Annotated in this window: 24 protein-coding genes, 1 tRNA gene and 1 pseudogene; 9 read left to right on the plus strand and 17 right to left on the minus strand. The window is 58.5% G+C overall.

Annotation, left to right across the window (positions count from 1 at the left end):
- Nucleotides 1-17: 17 nt before the first annotated feature.
- The gene (locus HBN68_RS20490) at nt 18-575 is read right to left on the minus strand and encodes a mechanosensitive ion channel family protein (protein WP_094993276.1); all 558 of its coding nucleotides are present in this window, start codon (nt 573-575) and stop codon (nt 18-20) included.
- Nucleotides 575-2,485: an ATP-binding cassette domain-containing protein gene (locus HBN68_RS20495; protein WP_094993277.1), complete on the minus strand. Its 1,911-nt coding sequence runs from the start codon at nt 2,483-2,485 to the stop codon at nt 575-577. The genes HBN68_RS20490 and HBN68_RS20495 overlap by 1 nt, the downstream gene beginning before the upstream one ends.
- Before the next feature lie 50 nt (nt 2,486-2,535).
- Here HBN68_RS20495 and HBN68_RS20500 point away from each other — a divergent pair, with 50 nt between their 5' ends.
- On the plus strand, nt 2,536-3,000 hold the full coding sequence (locus HBN68_RS20500; RefSeq protein ID WP_169964637.1) for a TIGR02444 family protein: 465 nt from the start codon (nt 2,536-2,538) through the stop codon (nt 2,998-3,000).
- On the opposite strand, the gene HBN68_RS20505 is transcribed toward HBN68_RS20500, so the two are convergent.
- Nucleotides 2,997-3,947, minus strand: coding sequence for an AlgP family protein (locus HBN68_RS20505; RefSeq protein ID WP_169964639.1), 951 nt, complete (start codon nt 3,945-3,947; stop codon nt 2,997-2,999). The genes HBN68_RS20500 and HBN68_RS20505 overlap by 4 nt on opposite strands.
- Before the next feature lie 259 nt (nt 3,948-4,206).
- On the opposite strand from HBN68_RS20505, the gene HBN68_RS20510 reads away from it, so the two are divergent.
- Nucleotides 4,207-4,872: an FKBP-type peptidyl-prolyl cis-trans isomerase gene (locus tag HBN68_RS20510; RefSeq protein WP_169964641.1), complete on the plus strand. Its 666-nt coding sequence runs from the start codon at nt 4,207-4,209 to the stop codon at nt 4,870-4,872.
- A gap of 65 nt (nt 4,873-4,937) precedes the next feature.
- Here the strand turns inward: HBN68_RS20510 and rsd are convergent, their stop codons facing one another.
- The 8 genes and pseudogenes from rsd to HBN68_RS22065 form a co-directional block, all read right to left on the minus strand.
- Nucleotides 4,938-5,429: a sigma D regulator gene (rsd, locus tag HBN68_RS20515; RefSeq protein WP_169964643.1), complete on the minus strand. Its 492-nt coding sequence runs from the start codon at nt 5,427-5,429 to the stop codon at nt 4,938-4,940.
- A 192-nt stretch (nt 5,430-5,621) separates the two neighbouring features.
- Complete coding sequence (locus tag HBN68_RS20520; RefSeq protein WP_169964645.1) at nt 5,622-6,149, minus strand: disulfide bond formation protein B; 528 nt, start codon at nt 6,147-6,149, stop codon at nt 5,622-5,624.
- A gap of 220 nt (nt 6,150-6,369) precedes the next feature.
- Nucleotides 6,370-7,611 (minus strand): heme biosynthesis protein HemY, encoded by a 1,242-nt coding sequence (locus HBN68_RS20525; protein ID WP_169964646.1) that lies wholly within the window; start codon nt 7,609-7,611, stop codon nt 6,370-6,372.
- Entirely contained in the window at nt 7,608-8,735 is a 1,128-nt protein-coding gene (locus HBN68_RS20530; protein ID WP_094993284.1) for a uroporphyrinogen-III C-methyltransferase, read from the minus strand. The genes HBN68_RS20525 and HBN68_RS20530 overlap by 4 nt, the downstream gene beginning before the upstream one ends.
- 16 nt (nt 8,736-8,751) lie before the next feature.
- On the minus strand, nt 8,752-9,519 hold the full coding sequence (locus HBN68_RS20535; protein WP_169964648.1) for a uroporphyrinogen-III synthase: 768 nt from the start codon (nt 9,517-9,519) through the stop codon (nt 8,752-8,754).
- Entirely contained in the window at nt 9,516-10,457 is a 942-nt protein-coding gene (hemC, locus tag HBN68_RS20540) for a hydroxymethylbilane synthase (protein ID WP_094993286.1), read from the minus strand. The genes HBN68_RS20535 and hemC overlap by 4 nt, the downstream gene beginning before the upstream one ends.
- Nucleotides 10,458-10,582: 125 nt before the next feature.
- The gene (locus tag HBN68_RS20545; RefSeq protein ID WP_094993287.1) at nt 10,583-11,329 is read right to left on the minus strand and encodes a LytTR family DNA-binding domain-containing protein; all 747 of its coding nucleotides are present in this window, start codon (nt 11,327-11,329) and stop codon (nt 10,583-10,585) included.
- Nucleotides 11,326-11,457: pseudogene (locus HBN68_RS22065) on the minus strand (sensor histidine kinase); the annotation flags it as partial. The gene HBN68_RS20545 and the pseudogene HBN68_RS22065, both read right to left, overlap by 4 nt.
- 257 nt (nt 11,458-11,714) lie before the next feature.
- Here HBN68_RS22065 and argH point away from each other — a divergent pair.
- Nucleotides 11,715-13,109 carry an argininosuccinate lyase gene (gene argH, locus HBN68_RS20550; protein WP_094993288.1) on the plus strand — a complete coding sequence of 465 codons (1,395 nt, stop codon included), beginning with the start codon at nt 11,715-11,717 and terminating at the stop codon, nt 13,107-13,109.
- Between the two features lie 94 nt (nt 13,110-13,203).
- On the opposite strand, the gene HBN68_RS20555 is transcribed toward argH, so the two are convergent.
- Complete coding sequence (locus tag HBN68_RS20555) at nt 13,204-13,863, minus strand: glutathione S-transferase (protein WP_169964650.1); 660 nt, start codon at nt 13,861-13,863, stop codon at nt 13,204-13,206.
- Between the two features lie 128 nt (nt 13,864-13,991).
- On the opposite strand from HBN68_RS20555, the gene HBN68_RS20560 reads away from it, so the two are divergent.
- Nucleotides 13,992-14,276 (plus strand): hypothetical protein, encoded by a 285-nt coding sequence (locus HBN68_RS20560; RefSeq protein ID WP_094993290.1) that lies wholly within the window; start codon nt 13,992-13,994, stop codon nt 14,274-14,276.
- An 8-nt stretch (nt 14,277-14,284) separates the two neighbouring features.
- Here HBN68_RS20560 and dibA read toward each other — a convergent pair whose 3' ends face one another.
- Nucleotides 14,285-16,207, minus strand: coding sequence for a phosphodiesterase DibA (dibA, locus tag HBN68_RS20565; RefSeq protein WP_169964652.1), 1,923 nt, complete (start codon nt 16,205-16,207; stop codon nt 14,285-14,287).
- A gap of 150 nt (nt 16,208-16,357) precedes the next feature.
- Between dibA and desA the strand changes: the two genes are divergently transcribed.
- Nucleotides 16,358-17,542 (plus strand): delta-9 fatty acid desaturase DesA, encoded by a 1,185-nt coding sequence (desA, locus tag HBN68_RS20570; protein ID WP_169964654.1) that lies wholly within the window; start codon nt 16,358-16,360, stop codon nt 17,540-17,542.
- Between the two features lie 43 nt (nt 17,543-17,585).
- Here the strand turns inward: desA and HBN68_RS20575 are convergent, their stop codons facing one another.
- From HBN68_RS20575 to gabD, 4 genes are all read right to left on the minus strand, one after another.
- Nucleotides 17,586-18,800: a response regulator gene (locus tag HBN68_RS20575; RefSeq protein WP_169964656.1), complete on the minus strand. Its 1,215-nt coding sequence runs from the start codon at nt 18,798-18,800 to the stop codon at nt 17,586-17,588.
- Between the two features lie 144 nt (nt 18,801-18,944).
- On the minus strand, nt 18,945-20,228 hold the full coding sequence (gene gabT, locus HBN68_RS20580; RefSeq protein WP_094993294.1) for a 4-aminobutyrate--2-oxoglutarate transaminase: 1,284 nt from the start codon (nt 20,226-20,228) through the stop codon (nt 18,945-18,947).
- Between the two features lie 8 nt (nt 20,229-20,236).
- Nucleotides 20,237-20,368 carry a hypothetical protein gene (locus tag HBN68_RS22335; RefSeq protein WP_262373531.1) on the minus strand — a complete coding sequence of 44 codons (132 nt, stop codon included), beginning with the start codon at nt 20,366-20,368 and terminating at the stop codon, nt 20,237-20,239.
- 36 nt (nt 20,369-20,404) lie between these two features.
- Entirely contained in the window at nt 20,405-21,847 is a 1,443-nt protein-coding gene (gabD, locus tag HBN68_RS20585) for an NADP-dependent succinate-semialdehyde dehydrogenase (RefSeq protein WP_169964658.1), read from the minus strand.
- Between the two features lie 347 nt (nt 21,848-22,194).
- Here gabD and HBN68_RS20590 point away from each other — a divergent pair.
- From HBN68_RS20590 to HBN68_RS20605, 4 genes are all read left to right on the plus strand, one after another.
- Nucleotides 22,195-22,271 (plus strand) — tRNA-Arg (locus HBN68_RS20590).
- 242 nt (nt 22,272-22,513) lie between these two features.
- Nucleotides 22,514-23,032, plus strand: a complete 519-nt coding sequence (locus HBN68_RS20595) for an RNA polymerase sigma factor (RefSeq protein WP_249275345.1) — start codon at nt 22,514-22,516, stop codon at nt 23,030-23,032.
- Nucleotides 23,033-23,042: 10 nt separating this feature from the next.
- Nucleotides 23,043-23,975: a FecR family protein gene (locus HBN68_RS20600; RefSeq protein WP_094993310.1), complete on the plus strand. Its 933-nt coding sequence runs from the start codon at nt 23,043-23,045 to the stop codon at nt 23,973-23,975.
- A gap of 226 nt (nt 23,976-24,201) precedes the next feature.
- Nucleotides 24,202-26,538, plus strand: a complete 2,337-nt coding sequence (locus HBN68_RS20605; protein WP_262373540.1) for a TonB-dependent receptor — start codon at nt 24,202-24,204, stop codon at nt 26,536-26,538.
- Nucleotides 26,539-26,588 lie beyond the last annotated feature (50 nt).

Here is a 26,588-nt window from a genome sequence, read left to right on the forward strand (position 1 = left end):
GTGGGAACGCAGACTGTTTACACATCACCTTCGCGCCAGCGGCGAACGGAACGCTGGAAGAACAGGCTGTTGGGCACTTGCACCATGCTGCTGCCACTGCCCGCTTCCGCAGGTTCGATCAGGGTGGTGTACAGCAAGTTGATTGCCACCACACGGCCTTTGACCCCCGGCTTGTCCAACGTGTCGAGTAACTCGACTACGTCGCCGATGCGGAACGGTCCGACGGTAAAAATGAGCACGGCACACAAGAGGTTGGACAGCACGCTCCACATCGCGAAGAAGGCAATGGCTGCTACCGCGACGAACCCTGAAAGCGCAGTCCACAAGACCGTGGCGGATACACCCAGACGCTCCAGCACGAAGATGACCGCGCTGCCCATGATGAACCAGCGCAAGCCGCCGCGAAGTGGCATCAGTAGCTGTGGCGGCAGCGGGTAGCGTTCACCCAGGCGTGTGAGGAAACGCGCAATCACGCGCTGCAGGAAATAACCCGCCAAGAGAATCAGCAGAATTTGGATGCCAATCCACAGCGGCGCGATCAACTCGGCCGGTAAAGGGAGGCCCAATGACTCCATCAGGACAAGGCCTCAAGCTCTGCCTGAAGGGTTTCCAGCACTTCCAGCGCTTCCATCCAGCGTTCTTCCAACTGACCTTCCAGCACCTTGAGTTTGGCCTGCTCAGCCAGCAGCTCACGCAACTCGTCCTTACGGGCAGCTTCGTACACCGCACTGTCGCCAAGGCTGACTTCAATGCTAGCCAGCTTTTCGTTGACCTTACCCAACTCGCTCTCAAGCTTGTCAGCTTCGCGCTTATGGGGGGCCAATTGCTGACGCAGTGCAGCGGCTGCCTGGCGTTGAGCCTTTTTGTCAGTCTTGTCCGGATTGACCGGCGTAGTGCTGACAGGGGCGTTGCGCAAACGGTAATCGGCCAGCCAACGTGCGTAGTCTTCAAGGTCGCCGTCGAACTCCTGCACCTTGCCGTCGGCCACCAGCAGAAACTCGTCGGTGGTGCTTTTGAGCAAATGCCGGTCGTGAGATACCACCAGCACCGCACCGCTGAACTCTTGCAAAGCCATGGTCAGCGCCAGACGCATTTCGAGATCAAGGTGGTTGGTCGGCTCGTCGAGCAGCAACAGATTAGGGCGGCCCCACGCGATCAAGGCCAGCGCAAGGCGGGCCTTTTCGCCGCCCGAAAAATTCAGCACAGGCTCATCGATGCGCGCACCACGGAAGTCGAAACCGCCGAGGAAGTCGCGCAGTGTTTGTTCGCGTTCAGTAGGCGCCAGTCGTTGCAGGTGCAGCAGCGGGCTGGCTTTGGCGTCCAGCGAATCAAGCTGGTGCTGGGCAAAGTAGCCTACGACCAGGTTCTCGCCGCGGGCCAAACGGCCAGCCAGCGGCTCCAGCTCGCCCGCGAGGTTTTTGATCAGGGTTGATTTACCGGCCCCGTTGGGGCCCAGCAAACCGATACGGGCACCCGGCACCAGTTGCAGCTTGACCTTCTCCAGGATGGTTTTGTCGCCATACCCCAAGCGGGCATCGGACAAATCCAGCAGCGGGCTGGAGAGCTTCACGGCTTCACGAAACACGAAGTCGAACGGCGAATCAACGTGGGCCGCGCTCAGTTCTTCCATGCGCTCAAGTGCCTTGATCCGGCTTTGTGCCTGACGCGCCTTGGTGGCTTGAGCCTTGAAGCGGGCGATGTAGCTTTCCATGTGCGCGCGTTGCGCCTGTTGCTTCTCGTAGGCCTGCTGTTGCTGGGCCAGACGCTCGGCACGGGCGCGCTCGAAGGCTGTGTAACCGCCGCGGTAGAGCGTGATTTTGCGCTGATCGACGTGGGCGATGTTGTCCACCACGGCATCGAGAAAATCCCGGTCGTGGGATATCAGCAGCAAGGTGCCCGGGTAGCTTTTGAGGAAGTCTTCGAGCCACAAAATGGCATCAAGGTCCAAGTGGTTGGTCGGTTCATCGAGCAACAACAAATCCGACGGACACATGAGGGCTTGCGCCAGGTTCAGGCGCATCCGCCAGCCACCGGAAAAGTCGGCGACCGGGCGATCCATTTGTTCGTTGGTGAACCCCAGACCGGCGAGCATTTTGCGCGCACGGGCGTCGGCAGTGTAGCCGTCGGCGCTGTCCAGCTCGGCATGCAGGCGTGCCTGAGCCGGGCCGTCTTCGTCCGCCTCGGCCTTGGCCAGATCGGCTTGCACCTGGCGCAGACGCTGGTCGCCATCGAGCACGTAATCGATCGCAATGCGGTCGAGGGTGTCGATTTCTTGCCGCATGTGGGCAATCCGCCAGTCGGCAGGGAGCAGACAATCACCCGAATCGGGGGTCAACTCACCCAGTAACAAGGCGAACAACGTGGATTTACCGGCGCCGTTGGCGCCGACCAGACCGGCTTTGTGGCCGGCGTGCAGCGTCAGCTCGGCGTCTTCTAGCAGACGTTGCGGGCCACGCTGTAAAGTCAGGTTCTGAAGTCGGATCATAATGGCGGCGGAGTCTACCAGCTTCCCTCTCAACTGGCGCTAATTGCACTATGCACACTGACCTGTGGAACTACTGTTTACACCTCTATGCGCGGCCCGGCGTCGAGCACGCCTGCCTTGAGCTGCAAAACCGGGGGATGGATGTGTGCCTGCTGCTGTGTGGGGCATGGTTGCAAACGCGCGGCGTGGCCTGCAATGAAGGCCGACTGACGCAACTACAGGCCTGCGCCGAGCCTTGGCAGCGCGACGTCGTACAGCCTTTACGCCAATTACGGATGCAATGGCGTGAAGCGTCTGAGCACGATGAGGCACTCGCCACTTTGCGCATGCAGGTCAAAACGTTGGAGTTAGAGGCGGAGCGCACATTGCTGTTGCGGTTGGAATCATTGACTCGCAAGTGGCTGCCTGGGCAATCAGCACAGAAATGCAACTGGTTGCGGGAGCTGGTCAGCCTTGTTGGCCAACCCGATTGCGACACGCTGCAAGCGCTGCGTGCCGCAATCAACCACGCTTAAGAAGCGCTGGTTGGCGTAACCGCGGGGGTTGTCGCAGGCGTTGGAGCGGGCGTTGCGGCTGGCGCAGAGGCCGGTGTTGCAGCAGGTGTTGCGGCTGGCTTGGCGGTTGTTGCCGGCTTGGTTGCCGCTGGCTTTCTGGCTGCAGGCTTAGCCGCTGGTTTGGCGACCGCAGGTTTTGCAGCGGGCTTAACTGCCGGTTTGGCGGCGGCAGGTTTGACAACTGCTGGTTTGGCGGCGGGTTTAGCGGCAGGCTTCGGCGCCGGTTTGGCGGCGGCGCGGGTGGCTGGCTTGGCGGCGGCTTTGACCGGCGCTTTAGCCGCAGGCTTGGCAGCAGCAGGTTTTGCGCTGGCTGCTTTCGTAGCAGGCTTAGCGGCTGGGGCTTTAGCAGCCACAGGTTTGACAGCGCGAGCGGTGGCCGGTTTTTGCGCCGCTGCTTTAACCGTTGGTTTCGCAGCCGCTTTTACAGGGGCCTTGGCAGGGGCTTTTGCGGCTGTTTTGGCGGGCGCTTTTGCAGCAGCCTTCTTGGCACTGGCAGCAGGCTTGGCGTCACGGGTGGTCAACGCTTTGGCAACAGCTTCCTTGACCCGGCCTACACCTTGAGCGAGCTTCAAGCTTTCTTGAGCGTCGCGCTTGAGTTGCAGGATGTAATCGCGGGTTTCTGTTTGACGTTCTTTCAGGGCATCAAGCAGTTGCTCAAGCTCTTTAACTGCAGACTTGGCTTTGGACTGAGCCTTGGACTTGCCGGAATTGGCCGCGTCTTGCAGTTTGGCGCGCGCTTTGTGCAGTTTTTCCTGAGCTTTGCCGCGCTGTTTTTCAAGCTTGGCGAGCAGTTTCTCAGCATCAGCCAACGCTTGGGAGCAAGCGTTTTCCAAATGCTCAAGCAAGCTGCCTGAGAGCTGTTGGAGCAGGTGCAACGGGGTATTAACGGGCTTCTTTTTGGCCGACATGGTTTACCTCCTGGCTGAAGTGAGTGCGGCTCATACTAGACCTCTGCATGAACCGCCGCTAGATCATGTTGACACTAACGATAGCTATGCGTTGCATGGCGTCGAGAAAGTTGTTCCGGATCAACCTTTAGTCCGCTGCGGTGTTTATTTAACGGAGGCTTTTACCGGTTCAAAACGTTCCGTTGTTCCGAGCAAATAAAACACGATGCCCTGCAACACGGCTGGCATAATCCCCGGCACTTTTGGCCGGAGAGTGACCATGGCTCGTTATCTTTTATGGACTTTTTTATGCCTTGCTCCATTGGCCCACGCAGCGCCGGAAACACAGACCGATGCCGCGCATGACCTGGCTTACAGCCTGGGCGCCAGTCTGGGAGAACGCCTGCGCGAAGAGGTGCCTGACCTGCAACTTGACGCCTTGATTGAAGGGTTGCGCGCAGCTTATCAGGGCAAGCCGTTAACCCTCAGCGATGCACGCATCGAGCAGGTGTTGACGGAACATCAGTCGCGGATCGACGCTGCCTCCACTCAGCCTGATATCGAGCGCGCCCTGTCGGCCGAGCACGCGTTTTTGGCAAAGGAAAAAGCGCTGCCACATACCCGTGAGCTGGCGGACGGCATTCTTCAAACAGAACTCAACCCCGGCACAGGTGCAAAGCCTGAGGCTCAAGGGTGGGTGAATGTGAACTATATGGGACGGCTGCCCGATGGCTCTGTGTTTGATCAAAGCACGCAGCCACAGTGGTTTCGTCTGGACAGTGTGATAGCGGGATGGCGTAGCGCGCTGACTCAAATGCCAGTCGGGGCTAAGTGGCGACTGGTAATACCGTCAAGTCAGGCGTATGGCGCTGACGGCGCCGGGGATTTGATCGCGCCTTACACACCGCTGGTGTTTGAAATCGAATTGCTCGACAGCAAAAAATAAAGCGCATCTCGCCTTCGATTGCAGGAGCGCAGGTGCTCCTGCAACGTCTACGCCGGGGTGGCATATCAGGCTTGGATGGCTTCAGCGTTGGGCATGACGTTTTGGTTGTGAGCGTTGTGCAGTACTTCGATCAGGCAGTCTTCCAATTCGAATCGTTCATGAAGCAAGGCACCCAGCTCTTTGAATTTGGCGGCCAGCTTTTCACAATCAGGACGATGATCCTTGCCGTCACAGCGGTCATTGAAGTCCAGAGCACGTTCAGTGATTTCTTGAATGCGCGGATAAAGTTGAATGGCGAGCTCAATGCCGCGCTCATCATCAAAGGCTTTAGCTTCTTGATGTAGCTGATCGTAAATCTCGAAGTGGCCAGCCGACACATAGTCGACCAACACCTGGCAAAACTCTTTTTGGGTTTTACGCTTGGGATTCGAGGAATTTTGCTCGATCTTGACGGCTTCGTAAGCCTTCACGAGCTCTGCGCGCTCATGCAGCCAGTTATCAATCAGCTTGTGGACGCCGTTGAAACGCTCCTGAGCATTCTTGCAACTCTCTAGCATGGTGATCTCTCTTCCCTTATGGGCTCATGCCACCCAGCGTTGGCCGGGCCTGTCTGAACCCAAAAGTGCGCTAGAGCGCAACGGCATTGGGCGGCATATTCCAGTAATGCGTGCGGGCCAGATTATGCCCGCACGGTGACTGCTTCAAGGTACGCACGAGAGAAAATTCATACAAGCGTTTAATGGGACCTGCTACGCCGGGTCGCAGGGAGGGCTATGCATGCGGGAAACGACTGTGCGAATGAGCTGCGTAATGCTTAGCAGGCACAGGCCGGTGAATGCCAGCAAACTCAATTCGGGGATGCTCAGGCCAAAAACTGTCCAACTGACGTGAACACACTCTTCGCTCCCTCTGAATAGCGCCGAAAGGGCAGTTTTCAAGGAAAAGTTGTGCAACATGCAAATGAAGTCGGGCTGGCAGAACATGAGTTGCTCAGGCGGCACCCTGAGTAATATCACTTGGCGCACTGCGCTCATTGCCCCGGCGAACGCCAGTACCAACGACACGATCGAATAACTCATTACACGTTTGGGGCGCGAGGCATGCGCATAAGCGATCAGATTCACGATACAAAAGGCCAGTAGAAAAAAACGCTGCACCCAACATAACGAACACGGTTTAAGTCCGGGCCCGTACTCCAGATACAAGGAGACGCTCAGCACAGTCGAACTGGCTAAAAACATCAGGAGAAATATGAAACGTGAGCCGGCCAAAAACATGGCTTTTCCGTAACAAAATAGACAGGTAATTACGGTAGTGGAAAGCCGTTGGCCCTTTCAAGATGGGGCCCGGGGGAAGCTTCCGTAAGGCTGTAAGGATTAACCGACAGGCTCTGAAAGATAGTTTGTTACATCTCGTAGGAATTTTACTTTCCGGAAATTAAGTATGAGATTTCTTTAAGGGAAGCCGACTTACGCCTATGCATAAGTCGGACTCTTCTTAGATACCACTCGCAGTGGCCGGTAAGGGTAACGCTAACAAACGCTCATCCAAAAGGTTCAAACCTTCTTGAAACAGTTGATTGCTACGATCGGTTTCACCCAGTTGAGCCAATAACCTGGCGAGTTCAGCGCAGGCTTCCGGGTTACGCTGAAGTTTGAGGCTGCTTTCCAGGTAATCACGGGCCTTGCCCCACAAGCTGTTCTGCAGGCACAAACGACCCAAGGTCAGCAGCAGACTCGGATCTGCCGGATGCGCCTTGAGCCAGCCTTCAGCCGTTTGCAATTGTTTGACCGGATCTTTGCCGCGCAACAAACCGTACAGACGCACCAGATGGCTGTCGTAGTTGCGTTTCAGAGCGCCCCGCAAGACTTCCTCAGCCTCACCTTGAGCCCCCAATTGACGCAATTGTTCGGCATAGGCCAAAACCAGCGCCGGCTCCTGACGCTGGGCCGAGGTCAGTTGCTGCCACGCGCGCTGCAACGATTGCAGGGCCGCTTCGCCTTCTGTCTCGCGTTGTGCTGCCAGATTGAGGTTTTGCCCCCATGCCCGGCTTTCCAGCTCTGCCAGTTCTTTGGCGGGCAACACTTTGTCTTTGCGTAGCTCCGGCAACAGGCGAATCAGCGCTGTCCAGTCGCCACGCTGTTGATGCAGACGCTGTAACTGACGCAGCACCTGCACGTTATGCGGATGACGCTCGTGCATGGCTTGAAGGGTATTCAGTGCGCCATCGGTGTCGGCGCGGTCTACTTGCAACTGCGCATGGCTCAAAGCAATCGCAAGTTCCGCTTGTGGCTGACGCTGCAACGCGCGCTCAAGCAGTTTGTCACTCTCTTCGTAATGACCCAGCTCGTTGGCCGCACGGGCCGCGCCAAGATAGAACAGCAGCGGCTGCCGCTCTGCTTCGGCTGCACGTGACAAGTGTTTTTGCGCACTGGCCCAGCGTCCTTCGGCAAGATCCATCTGGCCTTGCTCGATCGCTATTTGCACACGCCGGCTACGGTTGCGACGCGACCAGGGGTTAACCAGCCCGGTTGAGGCCGTCACCAGCTCGACCAACAGCTTGATGCCCCAGATCAAAAGCCACAGCACAACAATCAGCGCCAGCGTGGCCCACACACTGGACTCATAGCGAAAACTTTTATAAGCGATTAGCACGTAGCCCGTGTCTTCGGCAATGGCCAGGCCGATGCAGGCCGCCGCTGCGATCAACAAAAACACAATCACATAGAAGCGCTTCATGGACTGGTCTCCTGCGCCGGGTTGCCGGCTGCCTGGCCCGGCTCGTCAGCACTGACGTGACGTCGCTCGAGGTAAGCCTGCACCGCGCTCAACGTGCCGGCCAAGTCCGGGGTTTTGACAGTTACCGGTTGCTTGCTGAGCTCAACCACTTGCTCCAACAGCTTCTGGCTTTGCGGATTGTCCTGATTGAAGTTGCCTTTGAGCACCTCTTCAGCCTGCGCCAACGCCTGGGTGTACACCGGCGCCTGTCCATTGAGCGCCGCCCATTGCGCCTGCTCCAGTGCAAGGCTCAAGGCTAGACGTACTTGCGTCAGGCTTTGCCCGGCCAACAGTGGGCGGACGTTTTTATCCGCATTGAAATCAATGCGGATGTAATGGGAGATTTCGTCCCACCACTGCGCCCATCGGCTTGCGCCATCCCCGTCAGCCGTCAGGCCAAGCAATGAATCGCCTTGGTCCTGATAAGCCGGAGCCAACGCATTAAGCTGGGCGACTTGATCGCGCAAGGCTGCCAGACGCAGGAACAGGCCGGTGCGGTCTGGCTGTTCGACACTGCGCAAGGCCGCGAGGCTTTTGGCCAACTGTTCCCGCGCAGCGTACGAGCCCGGGTCATTCTGTTCACGCAAAATGGCATCTGCCCCCTCCACCAGCGCCTGCGCACTGGTGATGTCTTGCAGTGCAGAAAGGCGCAGGCTGGCCAGACGCAGCAAATGCTCGGCCTCCGCCAGGCGCCAATCCTTGCGACTGGCTCCAAGAACGGTTTCGAGGCGCTGATTCAAACGCTGCTGGTCGCCCTGCAACTGCACCACCAGTTGGCGCTGATCATCCAGGGCGCTGGCCGAAGGCAATTGGTTCAGACGCGTGAGCAACTGTTGCTCACCTTGCTTGATCGACAAGGTTTGCGCACCCAACGTTTGCACTTCGCTCAGTTGTTGCGCCGTCTCCGTTTGTAGATGACGGACCTGCCACACGCCCCAGCCGCCTACCGCGACACCGGCAGCACCGAGCAACAGGGCGACGACCGCCAGGCCATTGCCCCGGCGCTCAGGCTTGACGACAGGCTTTTCAGCCGGCGCTTGCGGCGCGGGCTGCACAGGTTCTTTGGTCAAGATTGTTTCGCTCACGTATCCATCCTTTGCATTAGAGGGCAGGTACGGGATGCTCCCGTAACGCCGCCAGCAAAGCCGCGGCACTGGCGCCACGACAATCCACAACATGTTGGGCCCCGGCGCTGCGCGCCATCTCAGCCACGCGGGGGCTTGGAACAAACAACGGTAACGCTGACAGCCGGGTCCAGGCATCGCCAGCCAACTGCCGTAAATGTTCGAATCCTTGTCCACTGCTGACCACCAGCGCGTTCAGGCGTTCCACTTGAACACGTTGGCAGAGCGCCTCTGGCGGGTAGGACGGCAATTCACGCGCATAGAGCTCAAGGTAGTCGACCTGCGCGCCCAACTGGCGCAAATGGTCGGCCAATCGCTCGCGCCCGCCCTGCCCGCGCATGATCAAGACCTTGCGTTTGGCCCCTTCGACAGCACGCTTGAACTCCTCAAGGGCCAGCAAGGCTTCACTGTCATCTGCCGATGGAGGGTAGCTAACATCCAGCCCATAGCCGCAGAGAATCTGCGCCGTGGCGGCCCCGACACTGAACCACTTCTGCCGGGGCGGCTGCGACCAATACTGACTGACCAGAGCCAGCCCCAGCCGGGCAGCGGGTTTACTGACGACTATGACCGCGCAATAACGATCCAGCCCGCTAATCAGTTCGCGCTGCGGATCGCTTAACTCCAGCGGCCGAATCGCCAACAGCGGCAAGCTGCTGCTGAACACCCCGGCAGCGGCCAACTCGGCGGCCAATGCCGCGGAGTCATCGGCTGGCCGGGTCAGCAACACACGCCAGCCTGTCACGCGTGACCTGCCTCACCGTAAACGGCTTTAAGGATGTCCCCCGCGCCTTGGGCCAACAAGGCCTCAGCGACCTGCTCACCCAACGCTTGGGCATCACTGCGGGGCGCACGGGCATCAGCGCTCAACAGTGTCCCGCCGCTAGGCTCGCCCACCAGACCGCGCAACCACAGTTGCTCACCCTCAAGCACGGCGTAGCACGCAATCGGAACCTGACATCCACCATTGAGGTGTTTGTTCAAGGCACGTTCGGCCGTAACGCGCACGGCCGTGTCGGCGTGATGCAAAGGCGCGAGCAACGCATGTATTTCGGTGTCGGCACTGCGGCATTCGATGCCCACAGCCCCTTGGCCGCCCGCGGGCAAGCTGTCTTCGATGCTGATGGCGGACGTGATGCGATCTTCAAAGCCAAGACGGATCAAACCTGCTGCCGCAAGAATGATGGCGTCGTATTCGCCAGCGTCGAGCTTGGCCAGACGGGTATTGACGTTGCCGCGCAGGAAACGGATTTCGAGATCCGGACGACGGGTTAGCAATTGAGCCTGACGGCGCAGGCTCGACGTACCCACCACGCTGCCCGTGGGCAAGGCGTCAAGGCTGGCATAGGTATTGGACACAAACGCGTCACGCGGGTCTTCGCGCTCACAGATGCAAAAAAGACCCAGGCCTTCTGGAAAGTCCATCGGCACGTCTTTCATCGAGTGCACGGCAATGTCGGCTTCGTTTTCGAGCAAGGCTGTTTCCAGTTCCTTGACGAACAGGCCCTTGCCGCCGATTTTCGACAGCGGCGAGTCCAGCAGCTTGTCACCACGGCTGACCATGGGCACCAGCGTCACCACAAGACCAGGGTGGGCCTGCTCCAGACGGGCTTTAACGAATTCGGCCTGCCACAGAGCCAGGGCGCTTTTACGGGTAGCGATGCGGATTTCGCGAGAGGACATGGATCAATCCGTACTGAAAAGATACGGCGGATAATAACAGCTCAGCCAAATCTGCTTTGACTTGTATCAGAAGTCAGCGGCCTCCCTGACCGAAAACGGGGCTCACGCGCCCTATTGGGCGCGTGCTACAGCTGCTGCATCATTTTTCGAACACCCGCTACATGGCGGCGACTGACAATCAATGCATCACCATTGAGCCCTTTGAGGAACAGCTGGAAGTGCCCCAGCGGCGTGCGCTGCAGGCGCTCGATACGATTACGCGCCACCAAGGCATTGCGGTGAATACGCACAAAGCGTTCGCCAAACTCGTCTTCCAACGCCTTGAGAGGCTCATCCAGCAAGACTTCGCCGCCTTCATGGCGCAAGGTCACGTATTTGTGGTCGGCAATAAAGTAGATCACCTGGTCGATAGGGATCAGCTCAATGCCTTTGCGGGTACGGGCGCTGATATGGCTGCGGGGGCCACTGCCCGATTGCGCTGCTGGACGGGTAAGCGCAGCCAGTTGAATGCGGTTGGGCCGGTGCGCCTCTTTCAGGGCGGCGCTGAGGTCCTGGGCATTCACCGGTTTGAGCACATAGCTGACGCCGCTGTCTTTCAGCGCCTGCTCGGGGAAGTCGTCAGGCGCCACGCAGAACACCACGGAAGGCGGCAGTTCGCGCTCGCACAATTTCGCAGCCACTTGCAGCCCGTCCAGACCCGGCATGCGGATGTCGAGCAACACAACGTCCGGTTTCTGGCTCTCGATCAGGTTCAATGCCTCTTCGCCATCAGTGGCGACGGGCTCCAGCAACGTATAGCCCTCAAGCGAGCCGAGCAATCGGCTCAAATGCTCGCGGGCCAGGGTTTCGTCATCAACGATCAGGACATTCATATAGCGCTGTATTCCTGCGTGAGTCTCGCACAAGGATAGCGTAGACAGGTGAAGTGACGGCTGTCACGGCGATCGATGCTAAGACTAGCGCGAAGGCCAAAAAGTGCCGTAAACCGCACAGCAATATTCACCTGTATCTGTGGCTCGTTTTAATTGCGGATCCGTCGAAGCACCAGCAAACATCTGTAACGACTTATCCATACGACCAACTGTAGACGGTTGCCAAGCCGAAGGTGCTCAATCGATACATTTCGTTTCGGTATTTTGTTTATACCTCAGATCAGGCAAAAACCAGCCGACCTGCGTCAACGCCTTGAAGGGCAACCCTGTTATGATTCGCGGTAACTTTTTGTGTAACTCCCCTCAGCCGATTACGAGCGAATCCATGAGCACCGACAAGACCAATCAGTCCTGGGGCGGCCGCTTCAGTGAACCCGTCGACGCCTTCGTTGCGCGCTTCACCGCCTCCGTCACCTTCGACCAGCGCCTTTATCGTCACGACATCATGGGCTCCGTGGCCCACGCCACCATGCTGGCCAAGGTCGGTGTACTGACCGATGCCGAACGCGACAGCATCATCGATGGCCTGAAGACCATCCAGAGCGAAATCGAAGCCGGTACGTTTGACTGGCGCATTGATCTGGAAGACGTGCACATGAACATCGAGGCGCGTCTGACCGACCGCATCGGCGTGACCGGTAAAAAACTGCACACAGGCCGTAGCCGCAACGATCAGGTGGCGACGGATATCCGCTTGTGGCTGCGCGATGAAATCGACCTCATCCTGGCTGAAATCACCCGTTTGCAAAAAGGGTTGCTGGAACAGGCCGAACGCGAAGCCGAGACCATCATGCCTGGCTTCACCCACCTGCAAACCGCCCAGCCCGTGACATTTGGTCACCACATGCTGGCGTGGTTTGAAATGCTCAGCCGCGACTACGAGCGCCTTGTAGACTGCCGCAAGCGCACTAACCGCATGCCGCTGGGCAGCGCCGCACTGGCGGGCACCACGTACCCGATCGACCGCGAATTTACCGCGCAACTGCTGGGCTTTGATGCCGTTGGCGGCAACTCGCTGGACAACGTGTCGGATCGCGATTTCGCCATCGAATTCTGCGCTGCCGCCAGCATCGCGATGATGCACCTGTCGCGTTTCTCCGAAGAGCTGGTGCTGTGGACCAGCGCGCAGTTCCAGTTCATCGACTTGCCTGACCGTTTCTGCACCGGCAGCTCGATCATGCCGCAAAAGAAAAACCCGGATGTTCCCGAACTGGTACGTGGCAAAAGCGGTCGCGTGTTCGGCGCGCTAATGGGCCTGTTGACCTTGATGAAGGGCCAGCCCCTGGCCTACAACAAGGACAATCAGGAAGACAAAGAGCCGCTGTTCGATGCCGCCGACACCCTGCGCGATTCGCTGCGGGCATTTGCCGACATGATTCCGGCGATCAAACCCAAGCACGCAATCATGCGCGAGGCTGCACTGCGCGGGTTCTCCACGGCGACCGATCTGGCGGACTATCTGGTACGCCGCGGCCTGCCGTTCCGCGACTGCCACGAAATCGTGGGTCACGCCGTGAAGTACGGTGTTGAAACAGGCAAGGACCTGGCAGAGATGAGCCTTGACGAACTGCGCCAGTTCAGCGATCAAATCGACGACGACGTATTTGCGGTGCTGACACTGGAAGGCTCGGTCAATGCGCGTAATCACATTGGCGGCACTGCTCCGGCCCAGGTAAAGGCAGCGGTTGCTCGCGGCAAAGCCTTGCTGGCCAGCCGCTAACAATCGGTAGTCGCTGTCCGGGCAATGGCAGCCGTCGGGGTCAACCCACGTGCAACTCGTCAGCGACTACATCCGGGCGCCCAAGGGCGCCCGATTATTTCTTGCTACTGATCCACGCCATAAATTGCGGCATGGCCGCGGTTTTGTCGGCGGCGATCTTCTGCGCATGCGGGGTTTGCTCAAGTTGCTTGAGTAAGGCTTTCGCCGCAGGCCACTCGGCCAACAAATCCAGTCCAAATACTTTATGCCCTACGGCACACGCCAGATCCACGCTGTAGAGGAAGAAAATGTCCGCCACACTCAAGGTTTCGCCTGCCACATACGGGGCGAATTTACCGTGCCTGCCGAGGGAAGAAATGCCTTGAATCAACTCGGCTTTAGCTCTTTCCTTAATCTCCTCCGACACTTTCATGCCAAAGAAAGCCTCGGGATAACACGCGCGGGCTGGCAACTCGATGTACAGCTCGATTTCCTTGGCCAGCGCCAGCACCTGAGCACGCTCGAACGGATCGGCTGGCAGCAGGGCGGCGCCCGGTTGAGTGTCTTCAATGTATTGCAGGATCACGCTGGTTTCGTTGATGAAGCCCTGCTCAACACCCAGCACCGGCACTTTGCCACGCGGGCTGATGGCCAGCGCTTCGGGGGTCTGGGCGGCAAAAAACGGCACTTCCTCAAACAGCACGCCTTTTTCCAGCAGCGCCATTTTGACCATGTTGTAGTAGTTGCTGACTGCAAATCCGTAAAGCTTGAGCATTGCGAAGCCTCCAGGCCGGGTTGAGGGGGTGGGCAGCGTTTGTTATAGAGGTTCACCACTCGACTGGCTAGCAGCATCACTGCGCTGAATGCAGTTAAACTGCCCGCCTTTACTTAAGGAGCCTGCCCATGAGCGAGCCAACAGACATCGATAGCGACGAAGAAGCGTTCGCCGAAAACACCCTGATCGAGGCCATCGAAAACCAAATCGAGGCCGACAACCCGCCTGCTGCCAAAGCCACATTCAACAAGCTGACGCTAGTGGGCTATGAGCGCGATGACATTTTGAACATGATGGCCCACGTGCTGGCTGTGGAAATTGACGCGATTCTCGAAGAAGACCGCGCCTTCAACACCGAGTGGTACGAAGCCGCGTTGCGCGCACTGCCTGAGCTGCCACCCGAGAAAAACTGAGCCGGCACTCAGGGGCGAATCGTCGGCGCCCGCTGCCAATCCAACGCGTGGGCGGGCACCGGACGACCAAACCAGTAGCCCTGCCCCAAGTCGCAATGGTGGTCGAGCAGGAATTGCGCCTGTTCGACATACTCGATCCCTTCAGCGTGCACCTGCATGCCCATGCTCTGCGCCAGCGCGATGACTGCGCGCACGATGGCCACATCGTCATCGTCACTCGGCAGCCCGGCGACAAAACCCTGATCGATCTTGAGCTTTTGCACCGGCAATCGCTTGAGCCGCAACAGCGACGAAAAACCGGTGCCGAAGTCATCAATCGCCAGTCGCAACCCCAGCTCGCGCAGGCGATGCATCTGCTCCAGCGCAACTTCAGAATTGTCCATGACCGCACTTTCGGTCACTTCCAGCTCCAGCAACGCGGGATTCAGCCCGGTGTCCGTCAAGACCGTAGACACCAACTGATACAGCTCGGGCCGCGCAAAGAGGCGGCTGGAAATGTTCACGGCGACAAACGACAACTCCACGCCCGCCGCTTGCCATTGGCACATCTGCCAGCAGGCCTGCTCCAGCACCCACGCATCAATCTCGGCAATCAACCCCGTACGCTCGGCAATCGGAATAAATTCGCCCGGCGCCACCAGACCGCGTTGCGGGTGCTGCCAACGTACCAACGCCTCAACGCCCACCATGCGGCTGGAGCTCAAGTCGTGAACCGGTTGGAAATAGACGCGCAGCTCATGCTGTTCCAGGGCGCGCCGTAAATCACTGGCCACTTCAATGCGGTATTGCGCATGGGCGGTCAGTTCTTCGGTGTACAAAGCGTAGCCTTCGCGGCCCGCGCTTTTGGCCTTGAACAACGCCGAGTCGGCATTGCGCAGCAATTGTTCGGCATTCAGGGCGTCATTGGGGTACAAGCTGATGCCCACACTGGCGCTGATGAACAGCTGGTGGGTTTCAATGATAAAGGCGCCCTTCATGACTTCGAGCACTTGCTGGGCAAAGCCGGCAGCCTGAGCAACCTGTGTGCAGGTTTCCACCAGCACGGCGAATTCATCGCCGCCCAGACGAGCCACGGTAAAGCCTTTACCGAACACCGCCGTCAGGCGCTCACCCACGGCCTTTAGCAACAGGTCACCGACGTTGTGGCCCATGCTGTCGTTGATGATTTTGAAATGATCGAGGTCGATCATCAGCAGCGCGCAACCCGATTTGTGCCGTTGCGCGTACGCCAGCGCCTGTTCGGCACGGTCAGTGAACAGCAAGCGGTTTGGCAGGTCAGTCAGTGGATCGTGATGCGCCAGACGCATCAATTCGGTTTGGGTGTTTTTGATTGCAGAAATGTCCGAAAACACTGCCACGTAATGGCTGACCCGGTCTTGGCTGTCGCGAACGGGGCGAATTGTCTGCCATTGAGGATAGATCTCGCCGCTTTTGCGACGATTCCAGATCTCACCGTGCCATTCGCCGGTTTTTTCCAGCGATTCGAACACGGCCTGATAAAATTCCGGCCCATGATGCCCAGACTTGAACATGCTGGGCCGTTGACCCAGTACCTCGTCAGGTGCATAGCCGGTGATTTTCACCAACGCCGGGTTCACGTGCACGATGACGCCATTGTGATCGCTGACCAGCACGCCCTCACGGGTGCAGTCGAACACCACCGCAGCCTGACGCAGGTGCTCTTGATCCTGACGCTGGCGTTTCAAGCGCGCGCCCATACCCAAAAAACTGAACAGGCGGGCACGTGCGACGAATATCAGCCCGGCACTGACACACACCCAAACATAGCTATTAACCAGCTGCCAGCGCGCCAATTGGGCTGAATCATCAAGAAAACTGTTCAATAAATGATCAGTGAGCAATAGCCACGAGACCGACAACAGCCCGTATAAAAGGGCTGCACGCATGGCATCACGATAAGAAACCGACATAAGACAGTTAAAACGCCTACAAAAAAAGAGGAATTATAGTGTAAGAAACATCCCGCGACTGTTATCTGAAAGGCCGACTGGTTTTATCTGCCTGCATAGTGATAATGCGTGTTGCAGTTTTTTTCATCTTCCCCGAGGGCCAAACAGCCTATGTGGTACAACGGTTTACTCGACTTGTCAGCCTGGCAACTGGTGGCAGTCACTCTGTTGATGACCCACGTGACCATTATTGGTGTCACGGTTTATCTCCATCGCTATTCAGCTCACCGCTCCCTGGAGCTCAATGGTGGCCTGAAACACTTCTTCCGCTTCTGGCTGTGGCTCACCACTGCACAGAACACGCGCGAATGGACTGCCATCCACCGCAAACACCACGCCAAATGCGAAACCACCGATGATCCGCACAGCCCGGTCATCAAAGGGTTATCGACCGTTTTGCGCAAAGGTGCAGAGCTTTATCGCGAAGAAGCACAAAATCCCGAAACCCTGCGCATCTATGGCAAGAACTGCCCTGAAGACTGGATTGAGCGCAATCTGTACTCGCGTTACAAACTGTTGGGCGTTGCGATCATGCTCGCCATCGACCTGCTGCTGTTCGGCGCCATCGGCCTGACCATCTGGGCGATCCAGATGATGTGGATTCCCGTCTGGGCCGCTGGCGTGGTAAACGGTCTGGGCCATGCGGTGGGTTATCGCAACTTCGAATGCCGCGACGCAGCGACCAATCTGGTGCCGTGGGGCATCATTATTGGCGGCGAAGAGCTGCACAACAATCACCACACCTACCCGAACTCGGCCAAGATGTCGGTGAAAAAGTGGGAGTTCGACCTCGGCTGGGCGTGGATCAAAGTGTTCAGCTTTTTGCGTCTTGCCAAAGTGCAGCGGGTTGCCCCCATCGCCCACCGGGTCGAAGGCAAAGGCAGCCTGGACATGGACACCGCCATGGCCATCTTGAACAACCGTTTTCAGATCATGGCGCAATACCGCAAGTTGGTAATTGCACCGCTGGTTCAGCAAGAGCTGGCCAAGGTCGATCATTCAGTGCGCCACCAGTTCCGCCGTGCCAAGCGCTTGCTGTCACGCGAGACCAGCTTGCTGGAAGACCGTCATCACCAACGTATCGAGACGTTGCTTGAGCACAGCCAGTCGCTGAAAGTGATTTACGAAAAGCGGCTGGCCTTGCAACAGATCTGGGTCAAGACCAGCTCCAACGGGCACGACATGTTGGCGGCAATCAAAGATTGGGTCCACGAAGCTGAAGCCAGCGGGATTCAATCACTGCGAGAGTTCGCCAAGCAGTTGAAGACGTACTCGCTGCGCCCGGCAGCGGTTTAAGGGAGAGCGTGCAACCGCTGCTACAGGCAGCAGTTGCACAAGCTCAAGACTTTTTAAGCAGACGCTCCAGCTCCGGCACGCCAACTTTCAACAGGCGTGCCGTTTTGCTTTTAGCCACCTCGTTCACCCCTTCGCCAGGCTGCAAGCTGGCCACCTGCCCCGCCAGATTCATCAGCAAGGCTTCCCGCGAATACACCCCGCCACCCAAGTGATAGATCGCCGCGATCAGCTCGCGCAGCTCCAGCGGTAAACGCCAACGGGTGCGCAACGCCGAACCATAGGCCGCGCCGAACTCAGCCAGCGACTCGTCAATGGCTTGAGTGTCCAGCGCGCCACCGGCCTGCTGCCACTCCTGCAAACAGCGTAATAACGCCAGATCTCCCAGCCGATGCAGTAACCCGGCGCAGTAGCAGCGCTCCTGATCCAGCATCAACAGGCGAGCCAACGTGCGCCCGTATTCAGCGGTGTGCAGCGACGCGTTCCAGTAATGTTCCGCGTAATCAGCCAGGCAAGGGTCGCTGAGACGAGCGCTGCGTTTGAGGGTCAACCCGAGCACCAGATTCATGCTTTGCGCCGGCCCGAGGCGTTGCAACGCCTGCGCCAGCGTCTGCACCGGACTGGCCTGATGCTGGGCTGCGCTGTTGGCGGCCGCAATCAGCACCGCCGTAATTTGCGGGTCGGTGCGCACCTCTTGCTCAAGCAGTTTCAGGTCCAGGCCACCCGGATTGAGGCTGCGCTTGACCGCCAACTGCACGTCGGCCAGCAAAGGCGCGCCATCCGATGAGGCACGCCGGTGTTCCAGAAACCGCGTGAGGGTCATACCGGGGGTCAACGCCGGAACGTCGCACGCCACCTCTTGCCCCGCGCTCAGCAGCAGGCCTTGCAATCGCTGTGTCAGACCGGGCATGTCCAGCGGTTTGGTCAGGTAAGCCGTGGGCACCAGTGGCAAGGCTTCCCGCACGCTGGCACTGTCGTTGCGATTACTCAACAAGATAAACGGCAAAACAGGGCTTCGCCGGCGCTGACGCACATGGCGCAACAGATCGAGACCGCTGACGCCAGAGAGGTCCCAGTCAGCGATCACCAGGTCGTAGCTCTTTTCGCCCAACAGTGCGATCGCCTGCTGACCTTCGCCACATACATCCAGTCGCGCGTCGCAACGCACACTCAGTACCACTTGTTTGAGCAGATCCCGAGACCACGGGTCGGTCTCGGCAATCAGCACGCTCGGCGCAGTGGACACATCAACAGCAGTCATGAATACGCTCCGGGGAATGTCCATGCACCTTAGTCAATGCCGCGCGTCGGATACAGGCCAAATGCCCTAATTGCGCTTTACAGACGCAAAAAAACCGCCGAAGCGGTTTTTTTGTGTCACGTATCACAACTTACACGCCAAGACTTACGCCAGTTCAGCGAAGCACTCTTCGATGATGGCCAGGCCTTTGTCCAGTTGTTCGTCAGGCGAGGTCAGCGGCACCAACACCCGCAATACGTTGCCGTAAGGACCGCACGACAACAGGATCAGACCTTTCTCACGCGCTTTGGCGACGACCTGTGCCACGGCCGCTGCGTTTGGTTTGTGGGAGTCGCCGCCTTCAAACAGCTCAACCGCGATCATGGCACCCAGTGCGCGAACATCACCGATGACCGGGTACTTGGCCTGGATAGCCTTGAGGCCGGTAACCAGACGCTCGCCCACCGCTTTGCAGCGGTCCAGCAAGTGTTCTTCTTCAAACACGTCCAGCACAGCCAACGCAGCCGCACAGGCAATCGGGCTACCGGCATACGTGCCACCCAGACCGCCCGGTGCGATGGCGTCCATCAGCTCGGCCTTGCCGCACACACCGGCCAGCGGGAAGCCGCCTGCGATGGATTTGGCAAACGTGGTCAAGTCGGCAGTTACGCCCATCTGCTCCATGGCGAAGAACGTACCGGTACGGCCTGCACCGGTCTGTACCTCATCCGCGATCAACAGGATGCCGTGCTTGTCACACAGCTCGCGCAGGCGCGCCATGAACGCTTTCGGCGCCACGTAGAAACCACCTTCGCCCTGTACCGGCTCGATGATGATGGCGGCGATGTCTTTCGGCTCGGCATCGTTTTTGAAGATACGCTCGATGCTGGCGATAGAGTCGTCAACGCTGATGCCATGCAGTTCGCACGGGTACAGCGCACGGAAGATCCCGCCCGGCATCAGGCCCATGCCTGCCGAGTAAGGCACGACCTTACCGGTCAGGCCCAGCGTCATCATGGTACGGCCGTGGTAGGCGCCGGTGAATGCAATCACACCCGCACGACCCGTGGCGGCGCGGGCGATTTTGACGGCGTTTTCCACGGCTTCAGAACCGGTGGTGACCAGCAAGGTTTTCTTGTCGAAATTGCCCGGCACCTTGGCGTTGATTTTTTCACACAGCTCAACGTAGGGCTCGTAGGCCAGTACCTGGAAGCAGGTATGGGTCAGTTTGGTCAGTTGCTCTTGAACAGCGGCAACGATTTTCGGGTGCAGGTGACCGGTGTTGAGTACGGCAATACCGCCTGCGAAGTCGATGAATTCACGACCTTCAACGTCAGTCACGGTCGCGTTCTTCGCAGACTCGGCGAAGATCGGGTGAATCTGGCCAACACCGCGGGGGACAGCGGCTTCACGGCGTTTCATCAGGGATGCGTTGGTCTTGTTGCTCATGGGTGTCCTCATTCGCCGCTCATCAAACGGCGTGGTTCAAGGCTGACGCGCCGGGGAGACAACCAGGCCAGCATGCGATGATCGACTGGCATGGCGCTCCCGGCCACAGGAATTAACACGTTGAAACGCAGAGGAAGCATCGCTCTCGTGCCCCCTCTGCTGAACCACCCGCCGGGTTAGATCCCCAGGCAGAGATATTTGATTTCCAGGTAGTCTTCAATGCCGTATTTGGAGCCTTCACGGCCCAGACCCGACGCCTTGATACCGCCGAACGGGGCGACTTCGTTGGAGATCAGACCGGTGTTCACCCCGACCATGCCGTATTCGAGGGCTTCCGCCACACGGAATACACGGCTCAGGTCGCGGGCATAGAAGTACGACGCGAGACCGAATTCGGTGTCATTGGCCATGGCGATCACTTCGGCTTCGTCTTTGAAGCGGAACAGTGGCGCCAGCGGGCCAAAGGTTTCTTCCTTCGCCACAGCAGCATTTTTTGGCACGTTTACCAGAATGGTCGGCTCAAAGAAGCTGCCTTCCAGACTGTTGCCACCAGTCAATAGCGTTGCGCCTTTGCTCACGGCGTCTGCAATGTGCTCTTTGACTTTGGCCACGGCCTTGTCATCGATCAGCGGCCCCGTGGTGGTGCCTTCTTCCAGACCGTTACCGATCTTCAGCTTGCCCACAGCCGCTTTGAGTTTTTCGGCAAACGCGTCGTACACCGAATCCTGAATGTACAAACGGTTGGCACAGACGCAGGTCTGGCCGTTGTTGCGGTATTTGGAAATGATTGCGCCTTCAACAGCCTTGTCCAGGTCTGCATCGTCGAACACGATAAAGGGCGCGTTACCCCCCAGTTCCAGCGAAACTTTTTTAATGTCCTTGGCACATTCAGCCATCAGTTGGCGACCGATCTCGGTCGAGCCGGTGAAGGACAATTTGCGCACGATCGGGTTGCTGGTCAGCTCGCCGCCGATGTCGCCAGCGCTGCCGGTAACCACGCTCAACACGCCCTTCGGAATGCCTGCACGGTGCGCCAGCTCAACCAGTGCCAACGCGGAAAAAGGTGTTTGCGAAGCAGGCTTGATGACCATGGTGCAACCGGCCGCCAGTGCCGGGCCTGCTTTACGCGTGATCATGGCAGCCGGGAAGTTCCACGGCGTGATCGCGGCGGTAACGCCAATGGGTTGCTTGATCACGATCAGGCGTTTGTCCGGCTGGTGACCCGGAATGACGTCGCCATAAATACGCTTGGCTTCTTCCGCGAACCACTCGATGAACGACGCGGCGTAAACAATCTCGCCTTTGGCTTCGGCCAGCGGCTTGCCTTGCTCCATGGTCATCAGGCGACCCAGGTCATCTTGATGTTCGATCAGCAACTCAAACCAACGGCGCAGTTTAGTGGCACGCTCTTTGGCAGTCAGGGCACGCCAGGCTGGCAGCGCCTTATCGGCCGCCTCAATGGCGCGGCGGGTTTCAGCGGCGCCCATCTTTGGCACAGTACCGAGAATTTCACCGGTGGCCGGGTTATTGACCTTGATCGTCTGGCCGCAGTCGGCGTCTACCCAAGCCCCGTCGATGTAGGCTTGCTGGCGGAACAACTGTGCGTCTTTGAGCTGCATGTGGGCTTTCCTTAACAGCACCGCGCGGACGCGGAGCAAATTATTGAGTGTAGAAAGGCGCCAGAGGTGGCTGCCGTCAGGAAGTCATTCACTGCCAAAGTGTTCAAAAAACGCACAACACACACGGCGTGCGGTTTAGCACTCAGACAAGAGCGTTTGAAATCTCAAACGAATCCTAGGAGCAAAGGGGGTAAAGGACAATAGGTTGTTCGAAAAAAAGAACAAGCGGCTATTAAACCCCCTTTCTCGCACGGCCCCCATTAATAGCCCATATCGGCGCAAGAAACACCCGCTCAATCAGCGGCATGGACGGGTGACACGCAGATGAGTATTATGGCGCCCGCGTCGCACCAGTAGCTCAGCTGGATAGAGTACTGCCCTCCGAAGGCAGGGGTCGTGGGTTCGAATCCCGCCTGGTGCACCATTCTTCTTTCCCTTGTTCAAGGGAACCGCTTTACCCCTCCGTTATTTATTCGCTCTCCTGCAAGTCATCGCTTGATGCATTGCCGCGACTGAGCTTGCCCCCTGACACGATTAGAAAGAAGGGTGTACTGCATTCTGGCGTCCTCCCTTTCAGTGGCGTACATGGCGGGTCATTGCGCCGGGGCGCGCAATCATGAATGATACGGCTTCTCATTCACGCCATTGCCGCTTGAGTCTCTGTTGATGCCCTCGCCTTCTCCTTCCCGTTTGCTGGCCAGTTTTCAGGAGCATTACGACGATCTGTTGTCGTTCCTGACCCGCCGCCTGCGAGACCGTCACCGGGCGGCGGATGTGGCGCAGGAAACGTGGATCAAATTGGCGAAGATCGATCCACACTCAATCACTGTGCAAAATGATCGGCACTTTATTTTCAAGGTCGCGGGCAATCTGGCCATTGATACGCTACGGATCGATCAGCGCCAGACCCGTAATTTGAGCGCCGAGCCTCCGTCGGTAGAACTTGTGGATCCGGGCTTGCCGCCTGAAGGGCTGCTGTTGGCCAAGGAACGCATCGGGATTCTCGACCAAGCATTGCAGCAGTTATCGCCCAACGCCCGGCAAGCGCTGCTCATGAGCCGCATCGACGGGATGACCCAAGCCCAGATCGCCGCTGAGCTGGGCGTGTCGCCAAGTATGGTGGCAAAATACATCGGCCAGGCGTTGCGCCACTGCCGTGACTGGCTCAAACACAACCATGCCTGAGCCCGCCGCAATGCCTCCTTGCCCCCCCTCCGACGATCTCGATGATCAGGCCATTGATTGGCAAACCCTGCTGCACTCGGGTGAAGCCACGGCGCGTCAGCGTCTGGCGTATGTTCAGTGGCAGCACACAAGCCCCGCCCACAAAGCGGCTGCTCAAGAGGCCGAAGCGCTGTGGGCAGACATCGGTTTGACCCCAACGGCTCACACTCACGTCGTCACACCTCGCCCGCGCCGCAGGGCTGCACGCTGGGCCAGCGGGGTGGCGGCCGGGCTGGTGCTGGCAGTGGTCGGTTATGGCGGCGCCGAGGCTGTGCCGGGCTGGTTCGACACCCATCACACCGGCGTTGGCCAGCGCCAGCAATGGGTATTGAGCGATGGCTCACGGGTCACGCTCAACAGCGCCAGCGCAATTACCGTCGACTTCAATGAACACCGCCGCACGCTCTCACTGCGCAAGGGCGAAGCCTTGATTGAAGTGGCTGAGGACCCGTCGCGGCCTTTTATCGTTGAGGCTGGCGCCGATCGGGTGCAAGCCAAAAGCGCTACCTTTAGCGTGCGACGCGAATCGGATCAAACAAGGGTGCTAGTGGCCACCGGCGCCGCGCAGGTCGAGCATCAGGCTCAAACACTGGAGCTGCGAACCAATCAGTTAGCGGTGTACCGAGCCGGGCAAGCGCTGGCCGAGCGCGATCAGGTGGACGCCCATGCGCTCACAGCCTGGCATCGCGGCAAACTGATCTTCAATCGTAAACCGTTGCAAGAGGTGCTGGCCGAGCTGGAGCGCTATCAATACGGGCGCATCGTCCTTCCTGATGCCAGCCTCGGCGCGTTGCAAATCAGCGGCGTGTTCGACCTCAACGACCCGCAAAACCTGCTGCATACCCTGGAGCAACGTTACGGGCTGAACATCACCTATTTGCCGTTTGTGGCGTGGGTGCGCTGAAAATAATTCTTCGCGGGCACTGCAAGATCCGCTCGGGCATATCGTCGTAGTAAGACTGAGAGCGAAATACGTTCTCATTTGCGACATAAAAACCCGAAGAAGGATTGAAAACGCGATGGTCGAGCACGTCAAAAAGCCGCGTAGTGCACAACGTAAAGAACAGCGACTGCGTCAGGTGTTGATCGCCACCACCTTGTTCGCCAGCTTGGGCGGCACCGTGCAGGCCATGGCTCAGACAGCGACGGCACAAGACACAGCCATCAGCACGCGTCAGGTCACTGTCAGCGTCCCGGCTCAAGACCTCGACCAAGCCCTTACCCAGTTCGCCGACCAGGCCGACTTGCACCTGCTGTTCACGTCTGCTGAAGTCGCCGGTCTGCACAGCCCGGCGTTGCAAGGCCAGATGAGTGTCGCGCAGGCGTTGCAGACCTTGCTGGCGGGCAGCGGCCTGAACTGGCAGTTCAGCGATGCACGGACGGTGACCCTGCACAAGCCCGAAGCGCCCGCCCAAAGCCTGCAACTCAAAGCACTGCAAGTCAGCGTCGGCGCGCGCACCAGCACAGCGATCAGCGAAATTCCGGGCACCGTGTGGGTGGTCGACCACGTGCAGTTGCAAGAGCAGCTCGACACCGGCGTCACCCTGAAGGAGGCCATCGGCAAGCTGGTACCGGGGCTGGACCTGGCCCCTGAAGGACGCAGTAACTACGGGCAAAACATGCGCGGGCGTAACGTGCTGGTGATGATCGACGGCGTCAGCCAGAACAGCTCGCGCGGGTTGTCGCGACAATTCGACAGCATCTCGCCGTTCAACGTGGAGCGGGTCGAAGTGTTATCTGGCGCCAGCGCGCTGTACGGCGGCGGTGCCACGGGTGGGATCATCAATATCGTGACCAAAAAAGGCACCCCCGGCCCGGCTCAATTCGAAACCGAACTGTCAGCCACCAGTGGCTTCAACAACAGCGATGACCTGTCCAGCCGCATCTCGCAATCGGTGAGCGGCGGCACGGAACGCATCTACGGCCGGCTGGGGATTTCCGGCGAGCAGAACGAAGCCTTTTACGATGGCAAAGGCGATCAGGTGTTTATCGACAACACCCAGACCGACCTGCAGTACAACCGCACCCTTGACCTGATGGGCAGCCTCGCGATCAAGCTCGACGATGAACAGGACCTTGACCTGCTGGCGCAGTATTACGACTCGGGCAACCACGGCAACGTGGGCATTTACTTCCCCAACCTGCACGACAAGGCCCCCTCCAACCTTGAAGATGCCGAGATCCGCAGCGGCTATGACACCGACCTTGAGCCGCGCTCCAAGCGCCTGCTGTTCAACGCCAACTACCATCACAGCGCCGTACTGGGTCAGGACTTCTACCTACAGGGTTCTTACCGCAAGGAGGACAACAACTTCTTCCCGTTTCCTTACTACAACACTGCCAAACCCCAAGGCTCAAAAGGCGTTTACTTTGCGGCATCGCAGCAAAACTTTGAAGTCACCAGCCTCAAGGCGCTGTTCGCCAAGCAGTGGGACCGCTTGAAGCTGACGTATGGCGTGGACCTGGATCGCGAGCGTTTCAACGCCGAGCAAAGCGTATTTGATTCGGCCATTTCCTCGCAAAGCGGCGGCCTTGAGCTGGTCACCCAGAGCAAAGCCCCGCGCTATCCCAGCTACCGCGTGGACGGGCATTCGGTGTATGCGCAACTGGACTGGAAACTCACTGACGCCCTGACCCTGTCCGGCGGCGCGCGGCGCCAGCAAATGGACGTGGAGGTGGGCGTATTCAAGAATGTACCGGGGGGCAGCAACGACTACGCGGTCAATCTGTTCAACCTGGGCACCATTTACGACTTCCAGAACGGCCACCAGACCTGGATCAACTACAGCGAAGGCTTCGACCTGCCGGATCCGGCCAAGTACTACGGCAAGCCGGGTTTGAGCGTTAAAGATAACCCGCTGGCCGGTATTAAAAGCCGTCAGGTTGAGACCGGGTGGCGTTTCGCGGATGTGGATTGGGATGCGCAGGCCGCGGTTTATTACATCTGGTCGGACAAGGTCATCACCACAGATGCCGCCACGCTGACGATTGATGTAACAGACAAGAAGAGCCGCGACTTTGGGTTCGAAGGCGCGTTGACCCGTCACTTCAGCGACGGCTGGGAGGTGGGTGGCACCTTGCACATGGTGCGTTCAGAGGAAGAAGACGCTAACGGCGACCGGATGAAGCGCGATGCGCGTTACGCATCATTGTCCAAATCCACCGCGTTCGTGGGCTGGCACGGAGATGGACGTAACGTACGCCTGCAAGGCAACCATGCATTCACCCTCAAGGACGATGCCGACCACACAATCAGCGGCTACACCACGTTCGATTTAATGGGCAGCCAAGAAACCGGATTTGGCACGTTCAGCGCGGGTATCCAGAACCTGCTCGACAAGGAATACAGCACCGTGTGGGGCCAGCGTGCAGCGCTGTTCTACTCGCCAACATACGGACCGGAATACTTGTACGACTATCAGGGCCGCGGTCGGACCTACAGCCTGACGTGGTCGATGGCGTATTGACGCATCGTGTTGCACGGCAGCGGCGACAGGTTTTCTGTCACCGCTGACGA

Source organism: Pseudomonas sp. WS 5078 (genome assembly GCF_012985745.1).
Lineage (GTDB): Bacteria > Pseudomonadota > Gammaproteobacteria > Pseudomonadales > Pseudomonadaceae > Aquipseudomonas > Aquipseudomonas lundensis_A.

What these genes read in the sequence shown, in the direction of transcription:
- HBN68_RS20490 (WP_094993276.1), bottom strand. Translation starts at nt 575, where the DNA reads ATGGAGTCATTGGGCCTCCCTTTACCGGCCGAGTTGATCGCGCCGCTG.
- HBN68_RS20495 (WP_094993277.1), bottom strand. Translation starts at nt 2,485, where the DNA reads ATGATCCGACTTCAGAACCTGACTTTACAGCGTGGCCCGCAACGTCTG.
- HBN68_RS20500 (WP_169964637.1), top strand. Translation starts at nt 2,536, where the DNA reads ATGCACACTGACCTGTGGAACTACTGTTTACACCTCTATGCGCGGCCC.
- HBN68_RS20505 (WP_169964639.1), bottom strand. Translation starts at nt 3,947, where the DNA reads ATGTCGGCCAAAAAGAAGCCCGTTAATACCCCGTTGCACCTGCTCCAA.
- HBN68_RS20510 (WP_169964641.1), top strand. Translation starts at nt 4,207, where the DNA reads ATGGCTCGTTATCTTTTATGGACTTTTTTATGCCTTGCTCCATTGGCC.
- rsd (WP_169964643.1), bottom strand. Translation starts at nt 5,429, where the DNA reads ATGCTAGAGAGTTGCAAGAATGCTCAGGAGCGTTTCAACGGCGTCCAC.
- HBN68_RS20520 (WP_169964645.1), bottom strand. Translation starts at nt 6,149, where the DNA reads ATGTTTTTGGCCGGCTCACGTTTCATATTTCTCCTGATGTTTTTAGCC.
- HBN68_RS20525 (WP_169964646.1), bottom strand. Translation starts at nt 7,611, where the DNA reads ATGAAGCGCTTCTATGTGATTGTGTTTTTGTTGATCGCAGCGGCGGCC.
- hemC (WP_094993286.1), bottom strand. Translation starts at nt 10,457, where the DNA reads ATGTCCTCTCGCGAAATCCGCATCGCTACCCGTAAAAGCGCCCTGGCT.
- HBN68_RS20545 (WP_094993287.1), bottom strand. Translation starts at nt 11,329, where the DNA reads ATGAATGTCCTGATCGTTGATGACGAAACCCTGGCCCGCGAGCATTTG.
- argH (WP_094993288.1), top strand. Translation starts at nt 11,715, where the DNA reads ATGAGCACCGACAAGACCAATCAGTCCTGGGGCGGCCGCTTCAGTGAA.
- HBN68_RS20555 (WP_169964650.1), bottom strand. Translation starts at nt 13,863, where the DNA reads ATGCTCAAGCTTTACGGATTTGCAGTCAGCAACTACTACAACATGGTC.
- HBN68_RS20560 (WP_094993290.1), top strand. Translation starts at nt 13,992, where the DNA reads ATGAGCGAGCCAACAGACATCGATAGCGACGAAGAAGCGTTCGCCGAA.
- dibA (WP_169964652.1), bottom strand. Translation starts at nt 16,207, where the DNA reads ATGTCGGTTTCTTATCGTGATGCCATGCGTGCAGCCCTTTTATACGGG.
- desA (WP_169964654.1), top strand. Translation starts at nt 16,358, where the DNA reads ATGTGGTACAACGGTTTACTCGACTTGTCAGCCTGGCAACTGGTGGCA.
- HBN68_RS20575 (WP_169964656.1), bottom strand. Translation starts at nt 18,800, where the DNA reads ATGACTGCTGTTGATGTGTCCACTGCGCCGAGCGTGCTGATTGCCGAG.
- gabT (WP_094993294.1), bottom strand. Translation starts at nt 20,228, where the DNA reads ATGAGCAACAAGACCAACGCATCCCTGATGAAACGCCGTGAAGCCGCT.
- HBN68_RS22335 (WP_262373531.1), bottom strand. Translation starts at nt 20,368, where the DNA reads ATGCTTCCTCTGCGTTTCAACGTGTTAATTCCTGTGGCCGGGAGCGCC.
- gabD (WP_169964658.1), bottom strand. Translation starts at nt 21,847, where the DNA reads ATGCAGCTCAAAGACGCACAGTTGTTCCGCCAGCAAGCCTACATCGAC.
- HBN68_RS20595 (WP_249275345.1), top strand. Translation starts at nt 22,514, where the DNA reads ATGCCCTCGCCTTCTCCTTCCCGTTTGCTGGCCAGTTTTCAGGAGCAT.
- HBN68_RS20600 (WP_094993310.1), top strand. Translation starts at nt 23,043, where the DNA reads ATGCCTCCTTGCCCCCCCTCCGACGATCTCGATGATCAGGCCATTGAT.
- HBN68_RS20605 (WP_262373540.1), top strand. Translation starts at nt 24,202, where the DNA reads ATGGCTCAGACAGCGACGGCACAAGACACAGCCATCAGCACGCGTCAG.